The 23,978-nt window shown below is 59.6% G+C and carries 15 protein-coding genes; 5 read left to right on the top strand and 10 right to left on the bottom strand.

The features are described from left to right. Nucleotides 1-60: 60 nt before the first annotated feature. Both uvrA and QEH57_RS13690 read right to left on the bottom strand, forming a co-directional pair. On the bottom strand, nucleotides 61-2,907 hold the full coding sequence (gene uvrA, locus QEH57_RS13695) for an excinuclease ABC subunit UvrA (RefSeq protein ID WP_309007317.1): 2,847 nt from the start codon (nucleotides 2,905-2,907) through the stop codon (nucleotides 61-63). Nucleotides 2,908-2,987: 80 nt separating this feature from the next. Next, nucleotides 2,988-3,884 carry a PfkB family carbohydrate kinase gene (locus QEH57_RS13690; protein ID WP_309007316.1) on the bottom strand — a complete coding sequence of 299 codons (897 nt, stop codon included), beginning with the start codon at nucleotides 3,882-3,884 and terminating at the stop codon, nucleotides 2,988-2,990. 77 nt (nucleotides 3,885-3,961) lie between these two features. Between QEH57_RS13690 and QEH57_RS13685 the strand changes: the two genes are divergently transcribed. After that, the gene (locus QEH57_RS13685) at nucleotides 3,962-4,486 is read left to right on the top strand and encodes a DNA-3-methyladenine glycosylase (RefSeq protein ID WP_309007315.1); all 525 of its coding nucleotides are present in this window, start codon (nucleotides 3,962-3,964) and stop codon (nucleotides 4,484-4,486) included. Between the two features lie 70 nt (nucleotides 4,487-4,556). On the opposite strand, the gene QEH57_RS13680 is transcribed toward QEH57_RS13685, so the two are convergent. Both QEH57_RS13680 and QEH57_RS13675 read right to left on the bottom strand, forming a co-directional pair. Then, entirely contained in the window at nucleotides 4,557-5,168 is a 612-nt protein-coding gene (locus QEH57_RS13680; RefSeq protein ID WP_309007314.1) for a thioredoxin family protein, read from the bottom strand. Nucleotides 5,169-5,249: 81 nt separating this feature from the next. Next, a complete protein-coding gene (locus QEH57_RS13675) occupies nucleotides 5,250-7,367 on the bottom strand; it encodes a protein-disulfide reductase DsbD domain-containing protein (protein WP_309007313.1) in 2,118 nt (705 codons plus the stop codon). A gap of 342 nt (nucleotides 7,368-7,709) precedes the next feature. Between QEH57_RS13675 and fabV the strand changes: the two genes are divergently transcribed. Next, on the top strand, nucleotides 7,710-8,897 hold the full coding sequence (gene fabV / locus QEH57_RS13670) for an enoyl-ACP reductase FabV (protein WP_309007312.1): 1,188 nt from the start codon (nucleotides 7,710-7,712) through the stop codon (nucleotides 8,895-8,897). A gap of 148 nt (nucleotides 8,898-9,045) precedes the next feature. Further along, nucleotides 9,046-9,498: a D-aminoacyl-tRNA deacylase gene (gene dtd / locus QEH57_RS13665; RefSeq protein WP_309007311.1), complete on the top strand. Its 453-nt coding sequence runs from the start codon at nucleotides 9,046-9,048 to the stop codon at nucleotides 9,496-9,498. A 156-nt stretch (nucleotides 9,499-9,654) separates the two neighbouring features. On the opposite strand, the gene QEH57_RS13660 is transcribed toward dtd, so the two are convergent. From QEH57_RS13660 to QEH57_RS13650, 3 genes are all read right to left on the bottom strand, one after another. Further along, nucleotides 9,655-10,662, bottom strand: a complete 1,008-nt coding sequence (locus tag QEH57_RS13660; RefSeq protein WP_309007310.1) for a glucose-6-phosphate dehydrogenase assembly protein OpcA — start codon at nucleotides 10,660-10,662, stop codon at nucleotides 9,655-9,657. A gap of 30 nt (nucleotides 10,663-10,692) precedes the next feature. Further along, a complete protein-coding gene (zwf, locus tag QEH57_RS13655) occupies nucleotides 10,693-12,234 on the bottom strand; it encodes a glucose-6-phosphate dehydrogenase (protein WP_309007309.1) in 1,542 nt (513 codons plus the stop codon). Between the two features lie 166 nt (nucleotides 12,235-12,400). Continuing rightward, the gene (locus QEH57_RS13650) at nucleotides 12,401-12,823 is read right to left on the bottom strand and encodes a YraN family protein (RefSeq protein WP_309007308.1); all 423 of its coding nucleotides are present in this window, start codon (nucleotides 12,821-12,823) and stop codon (nucleotides 12,401-12,403) included. 131 nt (nucleotides 12,824-12,954) lie between these two features. Here QEH57_RS13650 and QEH57_RS13645 point away from each other — a divergent pair, with 131 nt between their 5' ends. Next, nucleotides 12,955-15,003, top strand: a complete 2,049-nt coding sequence (locus tag QEH57_RS13645) for a serine protease (RefSeq protein WP_309007307.1) — start codon at nucleotides 12,955-12,957, stop codon at nucleotides 15,001-15,003. Between the two features lie 105 nt (nucleotides 15,004-15,108). Then, nucleotides 15,109-17,430 carry a cation:proton antiporter gene (locus QEH57_RS13640; RefSeq protein ID WP_309007306.1) on the top strand — a complete coding sequence of 774 codons (2,322 nt, stop codon included), beginning with the start codon at nucleotides 15,109-15,111 and terminating at the stop codon, nucleotides 17,428-17,430. Between the two features lie 26 nt (nucleotides 17,431-17,456). On the opposite strand, the gene smc is transcribed toward QEH57_RS13640, so the two are convergent. From smc to QEH57_RS13625, 3 genes are all read right to left on the bottom strand, one after another. Next, nucleotides 17,457-21,443, bottom strand: coding sequence for a chromosome segregation protein SMC (gene smc / locus QEH57_RS13635; RefSeq protein WP_309007305.1), 3,987 nt, complete (start codon nucleotides 21,441-21,443; stop codon nucleotides 17,457-17,459). A 171-nt stretch (nucleotides 21,444-21,614) separates the two neighbouring features. Next, on the bottom strand, nucleotides 21,615-23,015 hold the full coding sequence (locus QEH57_RS13630; protein ID WP_309007304.1) for a caspase family protein: 1,401 nt from the start codon (nucleotides 23,013-23,015) through the stop codon (nucleotides 21,615-21,617). Nucleotides 23,016-23,027: 12 nt separating this feature from the next. Continuing rightward, nucleotides 23,028-23,753, bottom strand: a complete 726-nt coding sequence (locus tag QEH57_RS13625; RefSeq protein WP_309007303.1) for a DUF4384 domain-containing protein — start codon at nucleotides 23,751-23,753, stop codon at nucleotides 23,028-23,030. Between the last annotated feature and the right edge of the window lie 225 nt (nucleotides 23,754-23,978).

The raw sequence follows: 23,978 nt of genomic DNA, 5'->3' as shown, positions 1-23,978 counted from the left end.
CCTAAACTAGGTTTTACCCGAATCTCCGCAACCTCAAATCCGCGGCGCCGCTGGGATGCTTCACCCCTCCGCCCGCAATGCGCTGCCCGTCTCCGAGCGGTCGCAATCGGCCATCCCGTCCACCGGGCCCGCATAAACGATCTCTCCGCCGCGGCTCCCGCCCCCCGGCCCCAAGTCGATGGCCCAGTCCGCCAGTTTGATGAAATCCAAGTGATGCTCGATCACCACCACCGTATTTCCCTGGTCCCGCAGGCGGAACAGCAAGTCGCTCAAACGCTGGATATCCGCCCAATGCAGCCCCGTAGTCGGCTCGTCCAAAATGTAGAGATTCTTGCCGCTGTTGCGCTTGGAAAGCTCCAGCGATAACTTCAAGCGCTGGGCCTCGCCCCCGCTCAAGGTATTGGCAGCCTGCCCGAGCTTGAGGTAGCCCAGCCCCACTTGCTCGAGCGTATTCAACTTCTCGATAATGCGGGGAACGTTCTTAAACTTCTCGCACGCTTCGTCCACCGACAGGTCCAAAGCCTCCGCGATATTGATGCCTCCGTAGCGAGCTTCCAACGTCTCTCGGTTGTAACGCTTCCCATTGCAACTCGGACACTCCACATACGCGTCGCTCATGAAGAGCATATCCAACTTGATCGCCCCTTGCCCCTGGCAACGTTCGCAACGCCCGCCACGAGCATTGAAACTGAAGCGTCCTGCCTTGTATCCACGCGTTCGCGACAAAGGCACCTTCGTATAAAGATCCCGCAAAGCGTCGAACAGTTTCGTATAGGTCGCCGGATTTGAACGCGGACTCTGCCCAATCGGCTCCTGGCTAACCCGCACCACCCGCTCGAAATGCTCAAGCCCTTCGATTCCCTTGTGGGCTCCTGGAATGTCCTTGGACCGGTTCAACTTGCGAGCCGCAGCCTTGGCGAGGATTTGGTTGACCAAGGTCGACTTCCCCGAGCCCGAGACACCCGTCACGCAGGTCAAAAGCCCCACCGGAATTCGAGCCGTCACCCCCTTCAGATTGTGGTGCGACGCGTCCTTGATCTCGATCCAACGCTCCTGCGGCTCCAGCCGCTTGGCCGACCGAGACAGGCTTTGCTCGCCCGAAAGATAAGCGCCCGTAGACCGGTCGCCTCCCTTGGCAGCCCTGCAATCCTCCGGCTTCCCTTCATAGAGGAGCTCGCCCCCATAAAGACCTGCGCCCGGACCGATCTCGATCAAATGGTCCGCCGCTCGCATCATCTCCTCGTCATGCTCGACCACGACCACCGAGTTGCCCACGTCGCGCAGTTCCTTGAGCGTCTCCACCAGTTTCTTATTATCCTTGGCGTGCAAGCCGATACTGGGCTCGTCCAGCACGTAAACCACGCCCATCAAGCTCATGCCCAGCTGCGTCGCCAGGCGTACCCGCTGCGATTCTCCGCCGCTAAGCGTACTGTATCCACGATTCAACGTCAGGTAATCCAACCCCACCTCCTTGAGGAAGCGCAGACGAAACTCGATCCCCTCGATCACCTCGCCGTAGGTCGATACATCGCTGCCCGATCGATCCAGCCCCGACACGAAGGCATACGCCCTTTCGATATCCATGGCCAAAAAATCCGGCATGCTCACCCCATCCACGAACACGTTCGCGCTGCGCGGACCGAAGCGATGCCCGTGACAGCAAGGGCAATCCTGCTCCGTTTGGTAGGTCATCAAGCGAGCCCGATAACCGTCGCTCTTGGTCTCGCGAGCCGCCTTCGTCAAAATCGGGATAATCCCCTCGAACGGAGCCGGCGGCGTCTTGGTCTTGCGGCGCGTCAACTTGAACTCGAACTCCCGGTCCGGCACTCCGTGCAGCAATTGCTGCCGCGTCTCCTCCGGCAGATCCTGCCACGGCACCGTCGGGTCGAAGGGCAATTGCTCTGCGAGCTGACGCAGCAAAGCGTTGTGGCGAATGATCAACTGCTTCCCGCCAATCCGCAGCGGCTTCAAGGCTCCACCCTTTACGCTCTTCGTGGGATCGGGCACCACCAACTCGTCCAGGAAGCGGCGCGTCTCGCCCAAGCCGCCGCACTCCGGACAGGAGCCTTCCGCCGTATTGAAAGAAAAATGACGCGGGGTCACCGGTTCGTAGACCGTACCGCAATCGCTACAAGAAAAGTTGCGGCTGAGAGAAAGCTCCGACCAATCCGCGTCGCGACTTTCCTGATACAAAACAAGCGCCCGATCCTTGCCTTCGCTGAATGCCAGCTCCAGCGAGTCCGCCAAACGGCTTCGCTGCTCCGGACCGATGACCAAACGATCCACTACGATATCCATCTGCACCGAGCTGCGCCCTTTCGCCGCAGCCTCCGGACTGTCCACATCGACGATCTCCCCATCGATACGCACCCGCTGGAATCCCTTTTGCCGCAAGCGCGGCAACTCTTCCCGCAACACCGCTGGCTTCGCGTTCAGGTAGGGAGCCAGCACCATGGCCCGCGATCGCTCCGGCAACTTCAAGGTTTGGTCTACCGCGTCGTCCAAGGTCTGACGCTGGATGACCCCGCCATCCTTCGGACAACGCTGCTCGCCGCGAATCACCCATAGCAGGCGCGCGTAATCAGCGATCTCCGTCACCGTCGCCACCGTGCTGCGCGGCGAAGCATTGGAAGCGCGTTGCTCGATCGCCAGCACCGGAGAAAGCCCGTGAATGAAATCCACGTCCGGACGCTTCAGCTGGTCCATGGCCTGGCGCGCCTGCGTCGAAAGCGACTCCACGTACTTGCGGTGCCCCTCGGCATAGAGCGTGTCAAAGGCCAGCGACGACTTGCCCGACCCTGAAACGCCGGTTATGACGACCAACTTGTTGCGCGGGATCTTAACCTCGATGTTTTTGAGGTTATGCTCCCGAGCTCCCTTGATATGAATGTATTCGCTCTGGCTCAAACCGGCGAAATTGAAGGCCCCCCGAAAGAAAAAGCAACCAATCCCTTACTCACCCTGCTAACTGTAAGAGGGGCCGCCGCCTAAAGCTCGAACTCCGCGATTCCCGGCATGGCCGCGCTGCGCGAAGCGTACTCGCTGGCCAACTTGGCAGCCTCCAACAAGCTGTATCCTGTTTTATTATACAAGCAATCGATCAAGGTCGCGAAAACGATATCCCCGCAGCCAACCGGAGAAACGCACTTCACCCTCCTCGGCTCGAAGCTCACCGCCTCGCTCTCGCCATCCAAAACCCAAATCGACTCCGCCCCATTCGTCACCACCCAGCGATCGCACGAAAAGCGCACCCTCGCCTTCTGCATCAGGTCCGGAGTTTCCAGCGAACGTTCCTCCCCTTCGAAAAGCAGCTCCAACTCATCGCGGTTGAACTTCACCAAATCCGGCTTCTGCCGAGCGAACCAATTCAAGCTCGGCCCATAATTATCGACCACAAGGGTTACCTCCTCGCCCCGCTTCTCCACCCAGTCCCGCAAGCAATCCCAGATCGGATCCTCCCAGCCTTGCACCGAACCGCAAACCGCAAAGACGAAGGGCTCCTCGATGGCGTCCAATTCCGCCACCGCTTCGCGGATGGCGTCTTCCGAAACCACGGAATCGAGCCCGAGGAAGGTCGTCTCATCCTGTCCGCCCGAGCGAATCACCGTACCCGACCGCGTCACGCAGCCTTCGTGGAACGCCAAAGTCTCGATCTCCTGCTCCGCCAGCCAGCGCTCGCAGGCCGGACCAAAGTCGCCGCCCGGAAAACAGAGGGCCTGGTTCTCCGCGCCGAGTTTGTTGAGCATCTTGCTCACGTTGATCCCCTTGCCGCCCACTTGGAAGGACTCGCTCTTCGCCCGTTGCGTCTTCCCCTCGTTCCAACGGGAAAATTCGTAAGTTGTCTCGGCAAGCAAGTTCGCGGTAAAAGTGACAGTTCTCAACATAGGGACGCACCATGATCGCTTCCCACCGCGCAAGCAATGATTGCCTCTTCCCAGCCCGTCTTTTTTCGACCTGACCCATGCCCCGCATCCTAAAGCCAGAACGCTTCGCCTCCCGCGACACCGTTAAGCTCGCTCGCGACCTCATCGGAAAAACGCTCGTAGTTTCTCCGCCAGACCAAGAGCCCGCCCGCTACCGCATCACCGAAACCGAAGCCTACGACGGTCCACAAGACCTCGCCTGCCACGCCAGCAAAGGCCGCACCGCTCGCACCGCCGTCATGTTCGGCCCAGCGGGACGCTGGTACGTGTACCTCATCTACGGAATGCACGAGATGCTCAACCTCGTAACCGGCCCGGAAAACTATCCGGCCGCCATTCTAATACGGGGCGTCGAAGGAATCGACGGCCCGGGACGGCTGACCAAACGCCTCGGCATCGATCGGCGCTTCAACGCTCTCGCCGCCACTCCCGCCAACGCCCTCTACCTCGAGGACGCAGCTTGCGTGCCCGACGAGCAAGTTGTCGCCACGCCGCGCATCGGGGTCGACTACGCCGGCCCCGACTGGTCGCAACGTCCCTACCGCTTCGTAGCCATAAAATAACTACGCAGCGATTGAAGACGCAAACGCTCGCTTCGGACATCACCCGAAGCGAAGCGGCAATTGGAAAATCTTAACGCGCGTACTTGATGCCGCAGCCGTAGGGCTTGACCTTCGAGGTCTCGATGGGCTTGCCGGCCAAAACCGCGTCCAAAGCTGCGATCACGTAGTTGTCCGCCTTTTCGATGTCGGCGATCTTTCCGGACGGAATGCTGTCGATCGCGCCGTCGTAGACCAAGGTCCCCTTCGAATCGATCACGTACATGTGCGGCGTGACCTTCGCGCTGTAGAGGTGGCCGACCTTACCCGACTCGTCGATCAGGACCGCCGAAGACTTCACGCCCTTTTCCGCGATAGCCGCCTTCCACTCAGCGGCGCTCATGTGCCCCTGGGTTCCCGGAGCCGAAGAGCAAATCGACAGCCAAACCACGTCCTTGCCCTTCGCAAGATCCTGCAGCGACTGCATGTTACCCGAGTTGTAGTGCTTCTTGACGATCGGACAACCGTAGTTGGTCCACTCCAAAACGACGACCTTGCCCGCATAGTCCGAGAGGGAATGCGTCTTGCCGTCAATGTCGGTCAGAGAAAACTGCGGAGCCGGCTCGCCAACGTTGGCAGCGGACACCGAGGCAATGAAGAGAAGAGCAGCCGCAGCCGCTCCAAAGGAACGAAGTTTAGCAATCATTGGTTTTGTCAGGGCTAAGTTGAATAAGAAACGTCGGGCGCAGGCCACGGTACGTCGTGAGGAAAACGCACAAGCGAATCACTAGATTTCGTCGAGCGACTCCAAAAAGACGTCAGGGCTCAAAACCTGGGGCAGCACCTTAGGCTCGGACCCGGGCTTGCCGTCGAAGAGCAAATAAAGCGGCACGCTGGAGCGCCCGTACTTGGCCAGCTCCTGGGCGATCACCGCATCCTTCTTCGTCCAGTCCGCCTGCACCAGCTGTACGTCCCGCTCCTTGATGGTATCGAGCACCTCGTCCGATGCGAACAGCCGCACCTCGTTGGCCTTGCAGGTCAGGCACCAGTCAGCAGTGAAGTCCACGAACACCGGTTTCCCGGAGCTGCTGAGCTCCTCCATCAAGGCGGGCGAGTAGGCCTGCCAAGCCAGTTCCTCCTTCGCTTCCGCGTGGCCCTTGGGCAACATCAGCCAAATGCCGCTCGCTACCGTCAGCAATGCCACCACCGAAGCCACCCGCTTAGTCGCCTTCTTGCGAATAGGAGTCGACCAGCGACCATAAATCCAGGCGCCGATCGCCACCACCAGCAGTCCACCCAGCACGAAGATCAAGCCGTCGTTGCCCACATGGGTCCCCAGCAGCCAGATCAGCCAAATACAGGTCGCGAACATCGGGAAGGACATCACCTGCTTAAAGGTCTCCATCCAAGCCCCCGGACGCGGCAGCTTGTTGATCAAAGCGGGATTCGCCGAAAGGGCCAGGTAAGGGGTCGCCATTCCCAGCGCCAGAAAAGTAAATACCGTCAGCGACTGGAAGGCGGACAAGGTCAAGGCATAGCCCAAGGCCTGCCCCATGAACGGTCCCGTACACGGGGTCGCCACCGCCGTAGCGATCACTCCCGAGAAAAACGAACCGCCAAAGCCTTCGCTCTTCACCTTGCCCTGCAAGCCGATGGCCGAGGTTCCCATTTCGAAAACGCCCGCCAAGCTGAGGCCAAAAAGAAACATCACCACCAGCATCACCACCACGAACTCAGGCTGCTGCAGCTGAAAGCCCCACCCCAGGCTTTCCCCCGCCGAACGCAGAGCGATCAAAGTCCCCGCCAAAACCCAAAAGGAAGCCAACACGCCGGCGGCAAACACCAAGCCATGCTTGAAGACCTTCCCCTTGTCCTCGCCGGACTGCTGCACGAACCCGAGCACCTTGATCGAAAGCACCGGGAACACGCAGGGCATCAGGTTCAAGATCATCCCGCCCAGAAAGGCATAGAGCAAGGCTTGCCCGAAGCCGATCTCGAACGCGGAGCTCCGAACCGAAGCCACTCCCATCGACGCCAAGTCGCCTTGCTCCGAAAAGCGGACCGCCTGCACGCCGCCAGCCGCTTCGAACCCATTTTTTGAATACAGCAGACCCGTGTAGCCAGAATCGGACGCCTCGAAATATTCCGCCTTCGGTACCGCCACTCGCAACAAGTTCCCGACCAAGTCAAAGCTCTGCTCCTTCGCCGAGTCCGAAACCGACTCCTGCTCCACATAAAAATACGGATCCTTCAGCTCGGCCCCTTCCAGACCGTCCCACTGCAGGGAAAAAACCAGAGTATCGCCCAAATCTTCGTAGGCGACCTTGCCGCCCTGAGCCTCCGCCGGCAGCGAGGCCCGCGTTTCCGCAATCTCATCCGCAAACTTCGCCGCAGCCAAGCTCTCGCCCGATTCCGTCACCGGCAGCTCGAGGGCCACCTTGGCATCCCCTTGGATACAATACTCCTCGCAAACCAGCCAATTGGCAGCCGCGTTGATCCGCACCGTACCGCCCACCGGCAACGACTCCGGAGCCCGGGCCTTCGCCAGCAAGAAGATCTCCCCCTCGTAGCCGTACGAAACCAAAGGCGGCGTCGGGATGCGGTGCGGCACCGGAAATTCCAGCGGCCCGACCTCGAAGCCTTCCGGCAATTCCCACTCCACTTCCGGCACCAAGCCCGTGTCCCCTGGGTTGATCCAGTACACATGCCAATGCGGATCCATCTTCAAGCGCAGCGCCAGCTGAAACTCCTGCCCCGGACGCAGGGCCGCGACGTCCGCAACCAGCTCAGCTTCCACCTCGCCAGCGTCCACCGGACCCAAGCTATAATCGCTCTGAGCCGTTAAAGCCCCGCTGAAGATCAGGGCGGATAGTAGTAAGAGCTTTACTCGAATAAATAGGTGCATAGTCACAATATACTGAGCGATAAAGAGTTAAGATTATTCCCAGCGATCTCAAAAGCAATGCTCATGAAAACCACCAAACAGGAACGCCGCGTCATTTGCATCATCGCAGCTCTCATCCTGATCGGCATCGCCGGCACCATCTTGCTGTAGCGCTTCAGACAGCAAGAACGCCCCGTCCACAAACCCGATTGCGTCACAAGGCAGACAAAGGCCCCCGATCCCCAGCCCGGAACCCGCAACCCCGTTCCCTCGAACCCAAATAAATCTGGCCTTGACCCGCAATCTCCGGCAAACACAGCCCTTTTCCCTCAGCGGAACTGCGAAACCCAATTCACTTCTTCCATGATCGTCACACCAAAGATTAAAGGCTTCATCTGCATCACGGCCCACCCAACTGGCTGCGCCGCGAACGTCCAAGAACAGATCGACTACGTCAAAAGCCAGCCCGCCATCGAGAACGGCCCCAAGAACGTGCTCGTCGTAGGCGCCTCCCAAGGCTACGGCCTCGCCTCCCGCATCTCCGCCGCCTTCGGATCCGGAGCCAATACCCTCGGCGTCTTCTTCGAGCGCCCTTCCGAGCGCGGCCGCTGCGCCTCCGCCGGCTGGTACAACTCCATCGCCTTCGAAAAGCAGGCCAAGGCCGACGGCCTCTACGCCAAGTCCCTCAACGGCGACGCCTTCTCCGACGAGCTCAAGGCCCAGGCCATCGAGCGCATCAAGGAAGACATGGGCGGCAAGATCGACCTGCTCGTCTACTCCATCGGGGCCCCGCGCCGCACCGACCCCAAGACTGGCGAAGTGTACAAGTCCGCCATCAAGCCCATCGGCAAGGCCTTCTCCAACAAGTACCTCGACACCGACAAGAAGACCATCCAAGTCGCCACCCTCGAGCCCGGCACCGAAGAAGAAATCCAAGGTACTGTGAAGGTCATGGGCGGCGAAGACTGGGAGCTCTGGATCGACGCCCTCACCGAGGCCGGCGTGCTCGCGCAAAACTTCAAGACCGTCGCCTACGACTACATCGGACCGCAGTTCACTTGGCCCATCTACAAGGACGGCGCCCTCGGCCAAGCCAAGCTCGACGTGCGCCGCGCCAAGAAAGCCATCAACGAAAAGGTCGCCTCCATCGGCGGCCAGGCCTACGTCTCCGTCAACAAGGCACTCGTCACCCAATCCTCCTCCGCCATCCCCGGCGTCAACCTCTACATCACCGCCCTCTACAAGGTGATGAAAGAGAAGGGCAACCACGAAGGCTGCATCGAGCAAATGTACCGCCTCTTCTCCGACCGCCTCTACAACGGCGGCGAGGTTCCCACCGACGAGCTCGACCTCATCCGCCTCGACGACTGGGAAATGCTCCCCGAGATCCAGGACGAGATCGCGGAAAACTGGCCCAAGATCGAAACCGAGACCATCGACAAGTACACCGACTTCGAAGGCTACCAGCAAGAGTTCCTCAAGCTCTTCGGCTTCGGCGTCGAAGGCGTCGACTACAACGCCGACGTCGAAATCGACCTCACCTTCGAATAAGGTTCTTCAGATATTTTCGATATGAGGCGGGTCACCAGACCCGCCTTTTTACTGCCCACTAAGGACACGAAGTCCTAAAAAATAGATTCAAATAGATTCGGAAATCCTTCGTGACCCTTAGTGCCCTTCGTGGGTAAAAAATATTTCCATGAAAGCCGTCATCCAGCGCGTTACCCGAGCCTCCGTCACCATCGACGGGCAAGTCCACTCCTCCATCGGCCCCGGATCCCTCGTCCTCCTCGGTATCCATAAATACGATACAGCCGACGACGTCGAATGGATCGCCCGCAAGATCGCCAACCTGCGCATTTTCGAAGACGCCGCAGGCCGCATGAACCAGTCCCTTGCCGACATCGACGGCGAACTGCTCGTCATCAGCCAATTCACCCTCATCGCCAGCAACAAGAAAGGCAACCGGCCGAGCTTCAACGACGCCGCCCCGCCAGCCAAAGGCAAAGCCGACTACCTAGCCGTATGCCGAGCCCTAGAGCAGCTCACCGGCAAGCCCGTGCAGACCGGCGTCTTCGCTGCCGACATGAAAGTCGACCTCCTCAACGACGGCCCCGTCACCATCCTCTTCGACACCCGAAACAAGGAATAAGCAGGAACGCCCCTAGTCCCGAAACCACCCGGAGAGCTACCGTTCAGTCGAGATCGAACCGCAGGATCCCCGTAGCGCGGAGCTTCAGCCCGCGACCGCATTGCAGGATCACACCTCTGCAGTCGCGGGCTAAAGCACTGCGCTACGACTCGCTCCCTACCCGTGGAACAACGCTTCCGCTAGAGCCGTTTCCGGATCGAGCAAACGCACACCCGTCGTCAAAGACTGCTTCCCGTTGCCGAGGTCGCCTTCCACGTGGGCTTCGCTCTTCGCCAGATCGATGGTAAAGGTCACGTAGTTATCGTTCGAATACACGAAACTCATGATCGGCATCGCATCTTCGCCATCCGCTTCCTCCTGGTCGAAACGCAAGGCGTCCTTCGCCTCCTCCGGAGTCGGGTAACACTTGGTCAAGGCGCTCTTCACCCAGCTCATCAAAGCCCGGCCTTCGCACTTGAAGTTCGCGCTCGAGCTCAAACGGACCTCCGTCAAGCTATCCACGATCGACTCCTTCGAAAAGGCGCTCAAGAATTGCCCCACGCTCTGGCGGATCGGCAAGAGGCGAGAGTAAGCCAAGTCGTGCACCTTTTCGGGCTCCGGCACATCCAATTGATCGATCCGGAAGCATTCGCGGGACGAGTCGAAGATCACTCGCTCCGCTTGCTTGAAGAAGAATTTGTAATCGGAAAGCAGGTCCGCAGAGCCAAAACGCGTCGGCCAATAATACGTCGGCAAATCCGTTTCCAGGAACACCGATACCTGATTCTCCAGATACTTGCGGTCGCTCAAGGTGTATCCAAGGATCAATACCTCGCAGCAGCTCATGCCGCCCGCTCCTTCGCCAAATACGCATTCGGAGAAGATCTTGCAGCCCATGTCCTTCTGCGAGTTCCAGGAATCCGGCTGCGGACAAAGCACGATCATGCGGCAGGGATAACGGTGCGAGAAGTTGATAACCGTCTGGAACAAGGACTTCGCTTCCTCCAAGCTCGCCTCGAATCCAATGTGCACGATCAAGTTCATGCGGGAGGCGCGGTACTCGTTGTCCTTGCGCTTGCCGGATTCGTCAACCGGTGACCACATGGCGGTCAGCTCCTTCAAGGCATTGCCGAGAGGAACCTTCAGGCCCGGCAGGGCCTCGTAAACTGTAGTGGTTTCGCTCATAGCTGGTACGCTTATGGATGTATCCGCAGATTAAGGACGGCGCCACTCGTGGTTCTTTTCCCAGAGCATGCGATCCGAAGCGTTCGGCCCCCAAGATCCCGACGCGTAGGTCTCCATCCCGCGCTGCCCTTCGCTCTTCCAGAACTCGTGCAGCGGTGTAATGAGGTTCCAAGACGCCTCCGTCTCGTCGCCGCGAATGAAAAGCGTTCCATCCCCGATCATCGCGTCGAGCACGAGGCGCTCGTAGGCCTCCGGCGTGTTCGACCCAAAGGTGGTGGAGTAGCGGAAGTGCATCTTCACCGGCTGCGTACGCGTCTGCAGGCCAGGAATCTTGCCGTTGAGCAAAATAGTCGATCCCTCGTCAGGCTGGATTTGGAAGACCAAGGAATTGTTGGCGAGGTTGATCATCTCGTTCTCGCTGAACAGCGAGGACGGCGGACGCTTGAACTGGATCGCGATCTCCGTCACGCGACGGGCCATGCGCTTGCCGGAGCGGAGGTAAAACGGAACCCCTTCCCAACGCCAATTGTTGATGGCCAGCTTCAGGGCCGCATAGGTTTCCGTTTCGGACTGGGCCGATACGCCTTCCTCCTCGCGGTAGCCCTTTACCTTTTGCCCGTCGATGAGGCCTTCGGTGTACTGGGCGCGCACCACTTCCGGGTTTTCGTATCCAAGCTTCAATGGTTTGATCGCCTTGAGCAGCTTCACCTTCTCGTCGCGAATCGCTTCCGCGTCGAGCGAAGCCGGAGCCTCCATGGCCATGAGAGCCAAGAGCTGCATGGTGTGGTTCTGGATCATGTCGCGCGTGGCGCCGCTTTGCTCGTAGTAGCCGCCACGGGTGCCGACTCCCAGGCTCTCCGCCACCGTGATCTGCACGTTGTCCACGTAGTTGCGATTCCAGAGCGGCTCGAAAATCGTGTTGGCAAAACGCTGCACGAGCAGGTCCTGCACCGTCTCCTTGCCGAGGTAGTGGTCGATGCGATACACCTGGCGCTCCTGGAAGACGCCTTGGATCGCCCGGTTCAAGTTGCGGGCGGACTCGAGGTCCTTGCCGAAGGGCTTTTCGATGACGACCTTAGTATGCTTGTCGGTCTCCTGGTACTTGGTCGCAAGCCCGACCTCGCCCAGATTTTTGACGATCGGGTCGAACACGGAAGGCGGCGTGGAGACGTAGAAAACGCTCTGCATCTCGCGGCCCGCATCCTTCTCGATGGAGCTGATCTTGTCGTTGAGCTTCTGGAAGCCTTCCAGCTCGTCGTAGCCGCCGGAACAGTAGAAAGTGTTCTTCTCGATGCGATCCCAGATCTCCTTGTTGAGCGGGCGACGAGAAAACTTCGAAATCGCATCGGCCGCGATCTCGCGGAACTCAGCGTCAGGGATTGGCTTACGCCCGAAACCGATCAGGTAAAAGTCCGCCGGCAGCAAGTTGTCTACCGCGAGGTTGTAGATCGCTGGCACGAGCTTGCGGGCGCAGAGGTCCCCAGAGGCGCCGAAGATCGTGATGATCGTTGGCTGCACCCCGCGATGCTTGCTGAGACCTTGTAGAAATGGGTGTCTGTTATCCTGTGACATGATGCGTAAAAGCCGTTGCTTAGAGTTCGAAGAAATTGACGCTCCACAGACCTATGTAAAGGGCGGAACCGGACTAATTTTCATCAAATCCGCCCTCCTATGAATCTCGCTGGCCCAATACTGAAACAGATTTGATAGATGCCGCCAACTCGTGGAGCAAATTGCCTCAGCGGCCCCGATTCGCCGCTTTCGAAAAAAGCGGCACGTCCGCAAAATGCCGCGTCGCGACGATGGTCCCGTCCGTATGCTCGACCTCCACCACGTCGAAACGCAGGGTCAAGGGCTTGGGCTTCATGATTCCAAAATAGGAGCGGCACACCCGCTTGAGGGCCTCCCGCTTGCGGCGGTTGATCGAGTCGTATCCGCTCACCAACGCCCCCGACGCCCGCGTGCGAACCTCCACGAAAATCACCGCCTTCCCCTGTAGGCAAATCAGGTCGATCTCGTCCCGCCCGCTGCGAAAATTGCGGGCCAAAACCTGATATCCCTTCTTCTTCAAGAGCTTCTCCGCCTCACGCTCCCCGCGACGCCCGAGGGCCGCGGACTCCGGCTCGTCGCGGCCGAACATGCGTTTGAGGAAAGAAAACATGCCACGTTACAAGCGAGTTACAGGTAGCGGGTCAAGGGGGGAAACTGAGGCCCCACCCACGCGCGCAAGCGAAGCTTGCCTACAGGAACTACTTAAAGTCAAATTCGCGCGAACCACGGAACCCACTCCCTTTGCGCAAAGCTAGCTTCCTCGCCCTCGTCGCCTGCATCTCCGCCCTCCACTTGGACGCGGACGATCCGATCCGTCCCTCCATCGTAGGCGGCCAAGACGCAAGCGAAGGAGAGTTCCCCTGGATGGCCGCTTTCCTGCGAACGGAGAGCGACGACAGCGCGGCCGACCGACAGTTCTGCGGCGGCGCTCTCATCGCCCCCAACTGGATCGTCACCGCCGCCCACTGCGTCGACGACGAATCTCGCCAATTCGAAATCATGGTCGGCAACACGGACCTCTCCGAGGCCTACGTACCGATCAAGCCGGTCTCCATCCACCTCCACCCCTCCTTCCAAAGCAGGCGGCTCTCCCGCGGCTCCGACATCGCCCTCATCCAAATCGATCCCCCCATCGAAAACTACCCCACTCTCCCTCTCAACCGCGCCTTGAGCCGCATCGTCCCAGGAAGAAAAGTCACCGCTCTCGGCTGGGGCCTCACCGACTACCAATCGAACGCCAACACCTCCACCCTCAAGCAAGTTGAGCTCACCCTCCGGGAAATCGACGAATACGAAACGAACCACCCCGTCTACGACTACTTTCTCTCGACCGAAATTCATCAAATCGACAGAGGCATCCACTCCGGCGACAGCGGCGGTCCACTCCTCCTCCCCAACGAAGACGGCGAGGGCTGGCAACTGGTCGGCATCACCAGCTATTCCCGCCGCAGTATAGACTTCAACCAAAACGCGCCGTTCTTCGCCAGCCCCACCTCAGTACTCGACTGGATCGACCGAACCCTTGCCTCCAGCGACACCGTCCCCGAAGCCCCGCCCCAGCACCAGCGCGTCAAACTTTTCACCGACGACGAAGGCAACACTCATGCCGGCTACAAGCATTGGCCCTTCGCCGGACGCAGGTCCGAACAGCTCTCTGTCCACTGGCGGTACCCATTTCTCCACTACTACAACGAGTTCCCCTTCATCGACATCGGCAACTACTACGACGAAACGGACGGCTCCTTCATCATCGTCGACTCGGACTATCGCATCAGCCCGCGAGACAATATCACCCGAGCCTCCCTCGCCACCTTAACCATCGAGGAAAAGCCAACCTACAAGAGACCGCTCTTCCAACTATCTCCCTTCGAGCGAATCTTCTTCAAGGAGAACGCCTACGGGACCGGGGTTCTCCTGCAAAACCTGCAAGCGGACTGGAGCTACTCGATGAGCACCCACTATAGCGGCGACATAATGCTCCAAAACCGAACGAGCGGAAAAATCGAACAACGCCTCCGCGACACCTTCACCGCGTCGCCAGATTACAACTACTGGTTCGTCGATTCGATTGGGCGTAGCAATCAGTACATCAGCCTCCTCCCCCAACCCGAACCGGCGCTGACCGTCGGCGAAAGCCATCGTTTCGAGCTCACGCCCTACGACACCCCCTACATCCGTCCCCAAACCTACATCAAGCTGCTCCAGCTCGACTCGGGCTACCTCTCCGGCGAAGCCAAGATAACGGTTCTCCCGGAATTCGATGCGGAGATCATCGTGCTCGAGCCGCAAACCGGCTCGACCTTCGCCTACGGCGACCACGGCGCCGAAAACGAGATCGACGACCTCATTCTCGATGGCTCCTACCTCTACGGAAAAACCATCGGCATCTACAATTTCGACAAGGGAGTAACCGGAAGCTTCGAAATCAAAGTAGAGCGCCACACCTCGCCACCCCTAGCCTTCGACCAAGAACAGATCCGCGGCATCACCAGCTTCGATCGCCATTTCACCTCCCGCGGCAACACGCTCTACTACGAGCGCCTGAGCATCACCAACGACCGGAACTACCGCTCCCTCACCTTCGACATCCACGGTCGTTACTTCCGCCCCGGCATCTCCATCTTCGACGGAGAAGGGGAAACCCTCGAATTCCTCAGCGACCAGCAAGACTATGAAGTGACAGTCCCCGTTTCCCGCGGCGAAACGATCATCATCGACGTCATTAATTTCGAGGGCACCCCGACCGAAAACTACGAAATTCTGGTCACCGGATCCACCTCCGCGCCCTAGGCCGCAATCTAAGAGCAATTCAAGCCCCTTCAGCATCGCAATTACGCAAGCGAGGCCCCACCGTAGACGTATTCATAAAATGACGTCGCGCCGACGCCGCTAACCATGTCTGACTCGCTTTCCTACTTACTGATCAGAGACCTCACCGTCGTTCTGGTCTCCGCCATCTGCGCCGCTAGCCTTTGCAAGCGGGTAAACCTTTCGCCCATCGTCGGCTACCTCCTCGCCGGCGTCATCGTCGGCACGCCGCAGATCACCTTCGTCTACGTGACCGATCCCACCAGCGTGCACGTGCTCTCGCAGCTGGGGCTCATCTTCCTCATGTTCTCCATCGGCCTGAGCCTGCGTATCCAACGCCTCAAGCAAATCGGCATCCAGATCGTAGCCGCCACCGGCGTAACCGCCCTGCTGGTCCTCACCTTGACCCGCCCGGCCGCCGCCGCGCTGGGCTTCAATTCCGGCCAAGCCCTCTTCCTCGCCGCCATGCTCATGGTGAGCAGCTCCGCTATCATCGGAAAAAGCCTGCAAAGCCAGAACCTCCTCCACAAGCGCTCCGGCCAGCTAGCCCTCGGACTGACTCTGTGCGAAGACATCGTAGCCATCATCCTGCTCGTTTTCCTAGGCTCCTACGCGAGCATCGACTCCGGCAACGGCTGGTCGGAACTGCTCGGCAAGGTCGGCAGCCTCTTCGCCTTCTCCTCGCTCCTGCTCATCCCCGGCCTTGTATTCATACCAAAACTACTGAAACGCGTCGGCCAGCTCAAAAGCGACAGCCAGGAAATCGAAAACATCCTCGTCGCCTCCCTCCTCCTCGGCATGGCTATCATCACCTTGCTTTCTGGATACAGCCTCGCCTTCGGAGCCTTCCTATGCGGCGTCATCGTGGCAGAAGCCAGCAGCTCGGACAAGATCGCCGCCTCCTTCGCCGGCATCAAAGACCTCTTCGTCGCCGTCTTCTTCGTAGCCATCGGCATGCAGGTCGACGTCAGCCAATTCCCCTCCGCGATCGGACTGATCCTGCTCGGCACTATCCTCGCCCTGCTGCTGCGCCCCTTCGCCGCCCTCGCCAGCCTGCTGCTCTTCTGCGAAAAGCCCAAGGACGCCTTCGCGGCCAGTTCCTCCGTCACCCCCATCGGGGAATTCTCCTTCGTCATCGCCAGCCTCGGCATCTCCGCCGGCGTCCTCGACAGCAGCTTCCAAGTCGCGGCCGTGGGGATCGCCTTCCTCACCGCCCTCATATCCCCCTTCATGCTGCAAGCGAGCAACCGCATGATCGATCGCTTCCAAGGCAAAAGCTTCGGCATCGCAGGCCGCGTCCTGCTCAGCTACCAGGACGCGTGGGCCGCCGTCGGCAGACAGTCCAATACCAGCATCCTTTGGCGGCTGATACAAAAGCGCATCCCCCAAGTCACCGCCGAATTCCTCTTCGCCAGCGCCTTGCTCGTCTTCGCCCGCCCCATCTGGGACGCCATCAGCCCCATCGCGGCCGAACGCTTCGCCGAGTGGAGCGTCGCCATCCAGGTCGCCTACTGGTGCCTGCTCGCCATCCTAGCCCTATCCGCCCTGATCGCCCTCGCCCGCAACATCAACGCCATCTCCATGATCGTAGCCGATGCCCTCACCCAAGGGAAACACCGGCTGCGCACGCCGCTCGACATATCCTTGCGAAGCCTCGCTCTCGGAGCCCTCGCCTTGTGGATACTCAACATCGCTCCCATCGATGGACTCGGAGCCTACAGCCTCATAGCCGTAGCGCTCACCATCATCCTCGCCATCGCCTTCGGCTGGCGCCACATGGTACGCCTCCACAGCGAATTCAGCTACGCCCTCAGCGAAACCATCTCCCAAGAATCCTCGGCCGCCGCCGACGCCAAATACCTGCGCAAAGCCCAAGTGGACTGGGGCCTCGAACTGGACGACTGGACCCTCAACAGCTTCGCTAGCTTCGGAAAATCGATCGGCGAACTGCAGATCCGCAAACGCACCGGGGCTAACATCGTCGGCATCGAACGGCACGGCCAATACCTCGCCTCCGTCGGCCCTACCACCTACCTCAGCCCCGGCGACCGCGTCTACGCGACCGGCTCCACTCAACAGCTCGAAGCCATGAGGGAACTGCTCACCGAACAAGAGCTCACCGACGGCAAGCAAGACTGGGACTACGGCCTCGCCATCCTCGAAACCGCCACCGTCGAACCGGGCTGCCCCGCCGAAGGCTCAAAGCTCCGCGAGCTGGCCTGGCCCAGCCATCACGGCGTGCAAGTCGTCTCGCTCAAAGCCGGCGACCAAGCCCCCGCCTCTCCCGACATCGATCGCCCGCTGCAAAGCGGAGACCTTCTCCTGCTCGTGGGCTCCCCCCTCTCGCTCAAGAAGGTGCTCGAGCGCCTGAAAAGCAAGCCCGAGCCCGTCGAGACAAACGCCGGCTAAGCGCCCTTCGAAATAGCGTCCGCGGCCTAGGCCGGGACTGCTTGAGTCGGCTTGTCCAAGTCGAGCTTCACCATATCGGGATCCTCGTGCTCGCTGTGGAACTTCATGCTCACCACCTTGGATACGCCCTTCTCTTCCATGGTCACGCCATAGATGGCCTGGGCGGCCGCGATGGTACGCTTGTTGTGGGTGATGATGATGAACTGCGACTGCTTGGTGAACTGCTTGAGCAAGGTCGTGAAGCGGCCGATGTTCGATTCGTCCAAAGGCGCGTCCAACTCGTCGAGCAAACAGAAGGGCGACGGCTTCACCATGTAGATCGCAAAGAGCAAGCCCACCGCCGTCATCGTCTTCTGGCCACCGGACAAAAGGCTAACGCCCTTCAGCTTGGTGCCCGGAGGCTGGGCCACGATCTCGATACCGCTTTCCAAAACGTCATCCGTCTCGATCAGCTGCAAGTCGGCCTTACCTCCATGGAAGAGCGTCGAGAAAGTATGCTTAAAGTTCTCGCGGATCTTCACGAAGGTATCCGTAAACTGCTCGCGGGACTTGGTATTGATCTCGTCGATCGCCTCTTCGAGCTTTTCCTTCGAAGAAACCAAATCGTCGTACTGCCCTTTCAGGAAGCCATGACGCTCGCGCAATTCGCCGTACTCGGCAATCGCGTCCGTATTCACCGTGCCCATGCTCTGGATACGCTTGCGGAGGTTTTCCACTTCGCGCTTCACCGCTGCCCAATTCGTCTTCTCTAGCTCTTCGCGCTCCTCCGGAGTCGGCGCCCGCTGCTTCGAGAGCGGCTCTACCGCTTCCGGCTCCGCTTCTTCAGAACCTTCTTCCCTTGCTTCGGAATCGGCTCCTTCAGCCTCGGCCGACGCTTCCCCTTCTTGCGAGCCGTCCGCATCGGAGCTCGCTTCCTCGGAGCTTTCTGCGTCCGCTTCTGCAGCTTCCGCGTTTTCGCCTTCCGCTACCGCTTCGGACTCAGACTCGTCGGCTGGCTTTTCCTCTTCCGCCTTCTCTTCCGCGTTCGCAGCGGGGAGAGCGATAGCAGGCGTGGAATCCTCTTCCTCGTCGTCATCGTCGAGCACCGGCAGATCTTCCACCGGTTGGCGGGCCTTCCAAAGCTGCCACTTCCAGTCCGTCTTGGTCAGGTCCTGCCCGTACTCGCGGGTAATTTCTTCCTGAATAAATTCGAGACGGGAACGCTTTTCCGCGATTTGTACCTGCTGGCTTCCCAAATTGTTGCGCAACTCGTCCACCCGGATGCGCAAGCCGTTTTGCTCGCGCTCGAGAACTCCGATCTTCTCTTCGATCGCTACCAAGGCCTCGCGGGTCGTATTGACCAAGATCTTAGCTTCCTCGAGCTCCGCATCCACCGAACCACTACGCTCTTCCGCCTTGGCGATCTCGCTCTTGAGCGATTCGGATTGCTCTTCCCAATTTTGGATATCGCGGGTCTTGGTCTCGATCAGGCGCGTCAGCTCGTTGCGACGCTGCTCCATCTCCACCATGCCGCGCGTAATCACGTCGAGCTTGGCCTTCTTCTCCTGCAAATCGTACTTGGCTTGGCTGAGGCTCTCGCGCTTTTCGTCCCGCTCCGCTCGGATATCGCCAATGCCTTCCTCGGTTTCCTCGAGCTGGCGACGGCTGCTTTCTAGCCGCTCCATTTCCTTGGCCAAGGCCGCCTTGGCCGCCTCCAATCGCTCCGTCGAAGCCGCTTGGATTTCCTCCAGTCCGATACGCTCGCGCTCCAGCCGCTCGGCGCGAAGCTTCTGCTCTTGCACCAGCTTCTGGGCGTTCCGCTCTTCGGCCTGCAACGAGGAAAGCTCATGGTTGGTCTCGGCGATTTCGTGACGCTTGCGCTCGACTGCCTCTTCCGCCGCTTCCAGCTCCTTGTTCACCTTCTCCGCATCCGCGCGAGCCGCTTCCAAAGCCTTCTGCTCCTCCTCGAGCTCCTTCTGCGTCTGCTTCAGCTCAACTTCGCGCTGGAGAATGCTGCTGTTCTTGACCTTGCCCTTGTAGCCGCCCGTGACCAAGCCACGCGCGTCCAAAGTCTCGCCTTTCTTGGAAGCGATCTGCAGGAAACGGAACGCAGCCTGCCGCTCGCGCCACTTGAGAAACTCGCCCATGTCTTCGACGATGTAGCTGGACGCCAAAACGGCACGCAGCGAATCGTGGCTCGCGTCTTCGTTGAGGGAAACGAAATCGGTGGCCGGCTTGATCCAATCCGGCAGATCGCCCGCAGGCGCTTCCGCCGCGGCGCTGTTCTGCAACTGGATGCAAGCGCGCCCGATCTTGCCGTCCTCGAGCTGCTGGAAGATTTCTATCGCGGTATCCGCATCGTCGACCGCGACCGCTTCCATCGCGGATCCAAGCAACGCTTCAACGGCGGGGCCGTATCCATCTTTCACCGACAAGTCGCTGGTCAAAGGGGCAAAGGCCTTGCCTTCCAGCGAGCCGCGCAGCTTGCCTTTGAGAAGGGCCTTAGCGCCTTCCCCGTAGCCTTCCAGCTTCTCCTGCAATTGCTGCAGCAGCTTCACGCGAGCCGACTTCTGGGCCACGTTGCGATCGATTTCCTGGATACGGACTTGGGCCGCCTTGAATGCGTCTCTCTTAGTCGAAACGCCATCGCGGGCTGCCTCGAGATCGACCTGCAGCTGCTCTTGCATGCTACGGGTCGCGAGCAAACGTTCCTGGAATTCCGCAAGCGCCTGATTGGCTTCGGCCTGGCCTTCGCTTTGCTCCGCCAGCTCTTCCTCCAGACGCATCAAGCGATTTCGGCTCGTTCCCGCTTCCACTTCGATCGCGGACAGCGATTCGCGACAACGCGAGCTCGCTCGTTCCGCGTCCTGAGCCGCCACGCGCAACTGCTGAATCTGAGTCTCGGATACACGAAGGCGTTCTTCGATCTCCTCGAGATCGCGGTTTCGCTCCTGGAAAATTTCGTCGGAATTTCCGAGCACGTCCAGATGCATCTGCTTGTCGGAATTGTGCTCGTCGACCTTGCTGGCGATCTCGCCTAGCTGAGCCTCGAAGGAGGAAATTTCCTGGGTCGCCTGCTCCATGCGCTCCAGCAAGGACGCGATCTTGATCTGCGCCATGTCGGCCGCGTTGCTGGCCTGCTCCTTCATGCTGCGCAGGTCGAACACGGATTGCTGCGAGTCCTGGACCTTTTGGATCAGCGTCTGGCGTTCCTCCTTGTAGACGATGAGGCTGCCTTCCTTGTTCTCCAAGTCAGTCGCCAACTTATCGAGCTCCGTCTGCAATTCGGTCGAGGACTGGTCAACCGTGTCGAGCGAGGCGCTCATGGTCTGGTACTGGTAGGCGCTGTAGCCGATATCCAAGTGACGCAGCTTGTGGCTGATCTTCTTGTAGCGAATTGCCTTGGTCGCCTGCCGCTTCAAGCTCCCGATCTGGCGGCCGATCTCGGAAACGACGTCCGTCACGCGAGCCAAGTTGGTCTCCACGTGGGCCAGCTTATTGAGCGTCTCCTTGCGTTGGGCCTTGTAGCGGGAGATTCCAGCCGCTTCCTCGAAAACCGCCCGACGCTCTTCCGGCTTGGAGGAGAGGATCTGGTCGATCTGCCCCTGGGCCATGATCGAGTACGACGTGCGCCCGATACCGGTGTCCATGAAAAGACGCTGGATATCCTTCAGGCGGCAGGCCTTCCCGTTGATGTAATAGTTGCTGCCGCCGTCGCGGTGAACCTTACGGGCGATCTCGACTTCGTTGAAATCGCTGCCCAGCTCCTTCTCGCAATCGGTCAGCGTGATCGACACCTCGCAGATATTCAGCGGCTTGCGCTTGTCCGAGCCCTCGAAGATCACGTCCTGCATCTTGCCCCCGCGCAAAGCCTTGGCGCTCTGCTCTCCCAGTACCCAACGGATGGAGTCGGCGATGTTGCTCTTGCCGCAGCCATTCGGACCGACAACTGCGGTTACGCCTCTGTTGAATTTCAGATGGGTGTGATCGGCAAAGCTTTTGAAGCCGTTAACTTTGAGGGCGCTGAGATACATAAAAGCCGGAAATTCAAAGGCGCCCCCACCGGCTGACAACTCCAAACCCAGAATGTGAATAAGTCGAAGAACAAGGCGCGAACAACTTTGGGAATAACCGCCCCGCCGAGCATCCAGCGCTGCGCGAACGGCGAAAACTCCGCCCGTTTCGAGCCTATAGCTCTCCGCCGATCAATAATAGGGATCCGAATAACCGCCTTCCAATCCAGCGATAATCGCCGCGCAAGCGACGAAAAGAAACCAAAACGCTAAGGAGGCACAGCCCACCCAAAGCCAACGTTTGCCAGCCCTCTTCTTGGACGGCTCGGCTTGCCCCATGAAATAGACGCCCGCAATCACCCCGACCAAAGGCATGAACAAGGAGAGCAGCACCATCACCAAGTTCATTCCGGAGCTCACCCCTCCGTCAACCGGCCGCACCTTTTCGCCGCCTTTCCTTCCATTCGCGTCATCCCCTTTTCGCTCAGGGGAATTCGGATCGACCGGCGGGGGCGGGTCGGGCCGCCTGGGCTCGGGCACCTGCGAATCGCAGTGCTTGACGAAAGTATCCACCGAAACGTGCCCGGCAACCATGGCATTCATCAGCTCGATCGTGGCCCGCTCCTCGGGAGTCAGTTCCTCCAAGGGTTTCTCGATCAGCAGGTTGGCTCGGTTGTGGGCCCGGGCTGGAATGGAATGGTTCTTTTCAAAGGCGTAAAGGCGCTCGCGGGCTTCCTGGATCCGCTTCCGCTCCGCCTCAGCCTTCTCCTCCGCTTCCCGGGCAAGCCCAGCGATCCGCTCCGGGTTGATGGTCAGCACGATGTCCTCCGACATGTCCGCCTTGAAAACGGGCGTCTGCTCGGCGCCTCCGAGCTTGCGGGCGCTCTCCGGAACCTTGCGCTTCAAGTAGTCGAACACCTCCGTCATGGTGATCCGCCCATCGCCATCCGCGTCCGCTTCGCCCCGCAACGCTTCCAGCAGGTGATGGGTGAAAATTCCGTGCCCCAAGGACTTGTCCTCCCAGGAAAGCTGATTCGGGGCTGCCGCCGCGATAACCGTGCTGCCCGCTCCTTCCGCCAAGCTGGAGTACAGGTCCTTGCTGTAGCCCACGCTCATCTTGCGACTTCCCGCCGTCGCCACCCCGCCCGAATGGCAGGCATCCATCAGGATTACGCTGCGCTTGCAACGCACCGTGCGCACCAGGCCCTGGAACTCCTCCTTCGAGAGGGCGGACGCGTAGAGGTTCGAAGAATTCGTGTCGTAGGGCAGCAGGTAATTGGCGATCGCGTCCTGCGAGCTTTGAGTCCGGTCCGGCTCCACGTCGCCATGCCCCGCATAAAAAATGATCGCCGTGGAATCCGGTCCGGCATTGCGAGACAACCAACCGCTGATCGAGTCCTTGATCGCAAAGAGCGTCGCTTCCTCGTCTACCAGCAGCCGTACGTTTTCCTTGGGAATCCCGCAAATCGACTCGTCCGTGAGCAAGTCCGCAAAGGCTTCCGCATCGGCATTCGTGAACTTGAGCGGAGTGATCGCTTCGTCGCGATAACGGCCGATTCCCACCACCAAGGCGTAAGCATTTTGTCGTGACATATCTGATACAGGTTACCTGGCTTTCACTTCAAATTCCGTGGAGGCCGCCGCCCACGATCCGTCTTGCTGCTTCTCCACGTTCGCCGCGACCACCCTCATGGCTCGCGCCGTAGCGGTGGAGGGAACGGATTGGAAAAAGTCTCCATTGGCGTCGAACTGTGTTTCCAGCAAGGGCTTGGGGTCAAGCGTCGCGATCGCCTTGAGCCGGTCCATGCCCAGCGGCTCCTCCAAGACGATATTGAAACCGTATCCATCGGAGGGGATTTCATGCGTAATTCCTCCCTGGATACGATTGTTCTGATTGTGGCGGTTCGGGAAAAGGATCGTCATCTCTCCATCGCTCGAAACGTTCAGCAAGGTCAAATAACAATCTTTCGTCGCCCGCACGCAGACCCTCACCTCGTCTCCGAGCCGAAAGCTCCGCTCCGCATGGTTCACTCCCGCCCGCTTCACCCAAACTTCCAGCGACAGCTCGCTCCCCTGCGAATCGGGAACCGATTCCAAAACGCGGCTCGCCGGCCCCTTGTCCTTCTCAACGAAGGAATAGACCAAGGCTCCCACGAAAAAAACCACTAGGATCGCCCCAATCGGCAAGGCGGCGTCGACGCCGGCAGTTTGTATCACCGTTACAATGACAATTGCGATCGCTAAGCTGAACAGCAGAAACTGACTGCGAATCTTCTTCGCGATCAGCTGCAGCGTACTATCGCTTGAGGCAGCACCAGAATCGGAGGACATGGCTAGAGGCGGTTACAAGAAAAGAGAAGGACCCTTTCACTCTAGTACGCCACCCCGAACTCGCAAGATCGAAGAAAGCGCAGATCGCCTGCAACCCCAAGGGCTTACACCGAAGAGCGCCGCCGAAAAGCCCTAGCCTGGATTATTCATGAGATTCGTAGCGAGCGTTCGCGAGCCCAGTACGGAAGTGGGTTTGACGCTGGTTCGCGGGCGAGGCTGGGTTGA

Source organism: Pelagicoccus sp. SDUM812005, assembly GCF_031127875.1.
GTDB lineage: Bacteria > Verrucomicrobiota > Verrucomicrobiia > Opitutales > Opitutaceae > Pelagicoccus.
The sequence above is the reverse complement of the archived record's forward strand: the minus strand, read 5'-3'. Positions and strand labels throughout refer to the sequence as shown.

Bases quoted from the DNA above. Each gene is read 5' to 3' on its own strand.
- QEH57_RS13685 (WP_309007315.1), top strand. From the start codon at position 3,962: ATGCCCCGCATCCTAAAGCCAGAACGCTTCGCCTCCCGCGACACCGTT.
- QEH57_RS13625 (WP_309007303.1), bottom strand. From the start codon at position 23,753: ATGTCCTCCGATTCTGGTGCTGCCTCAAGCGATAGTACGCTGCAGCTG.
- QEH57_RS13650 (WP_309007308.1), bottom strand. From the start codon at position 12,823: ATGTTTTCTTTCCTCAAACGCATGTTCGGCCGCGACGAGCCGGAGTCC.
- QEH57_RS13640 (WP_309007306.1), top strand. From the start codon at position 15,109: ATGTCTGACTCGCTTTCCTACTTACTGATCAGAGACCTCACCGTCGTT.
- dtd (WP_309007311.1), top strand. From the start codon at position 9,046: ATGAAAGCCGTCATCCAGCGCGTTACCCGAGCCTCCGTCACCATCGAC.
- QEH57_RS13630 (WP_309007304.1), bottom strand. From the start codon at position 23,015: ATGTCACGACAAAATGCTTACGCCTTGGTGGTGGGAATCGGCCGTTAT.
- QEH57_RS13690 (WP_309007316.1), bottom strand. From the start codon at position 3,884: ATGTTGAGAACTGTCACTTTTACCGCGAACTTGCTTGCCGAGACAACT.
- QEH57_RS13660 (WP_309007310.1), bottom strand. From the start codon at position 10,662: ATGAGCGAAACCACTACAGTTTACGAGGCCCTGCCGGGCCTGAAGGTT.
- QEH57_RS13680 (WP_309007314.1), bottom strand. From the start codon at position 5,168: ATGATTGCTAAACTTCGTTCCTTTGGAGCGGCTGCGGCTGCTCTTCTC.
- QEH57_RS13675 (WP_309007313.1), bottom strand. From the start codon at position 7,367: ATGCACCTATTTATTCGAGTAAAGCTCTTACTACTATCCGCCCTGATC.
- smc (WP_309007305.1), bottom strand. From the start codon at position 21,443: ATGTATCTCAGCGCCCTCAAAGTTAACGGCTTCAAAAGCTTTGCCGAT.
- fabV (WP_309007312.1), top strand. From the start codon at position 7,710: ATGATCGTCACACCAAAGATTAAAGGCTTCATCTGCATCACGGCCCAC.
- zwf (WP_309007309.1), bottom strand. From the start codon at position 12,234: ATGTCACAGGATAACAGACACCCATTTCTACAAGGTCTCAGCAAGCAT.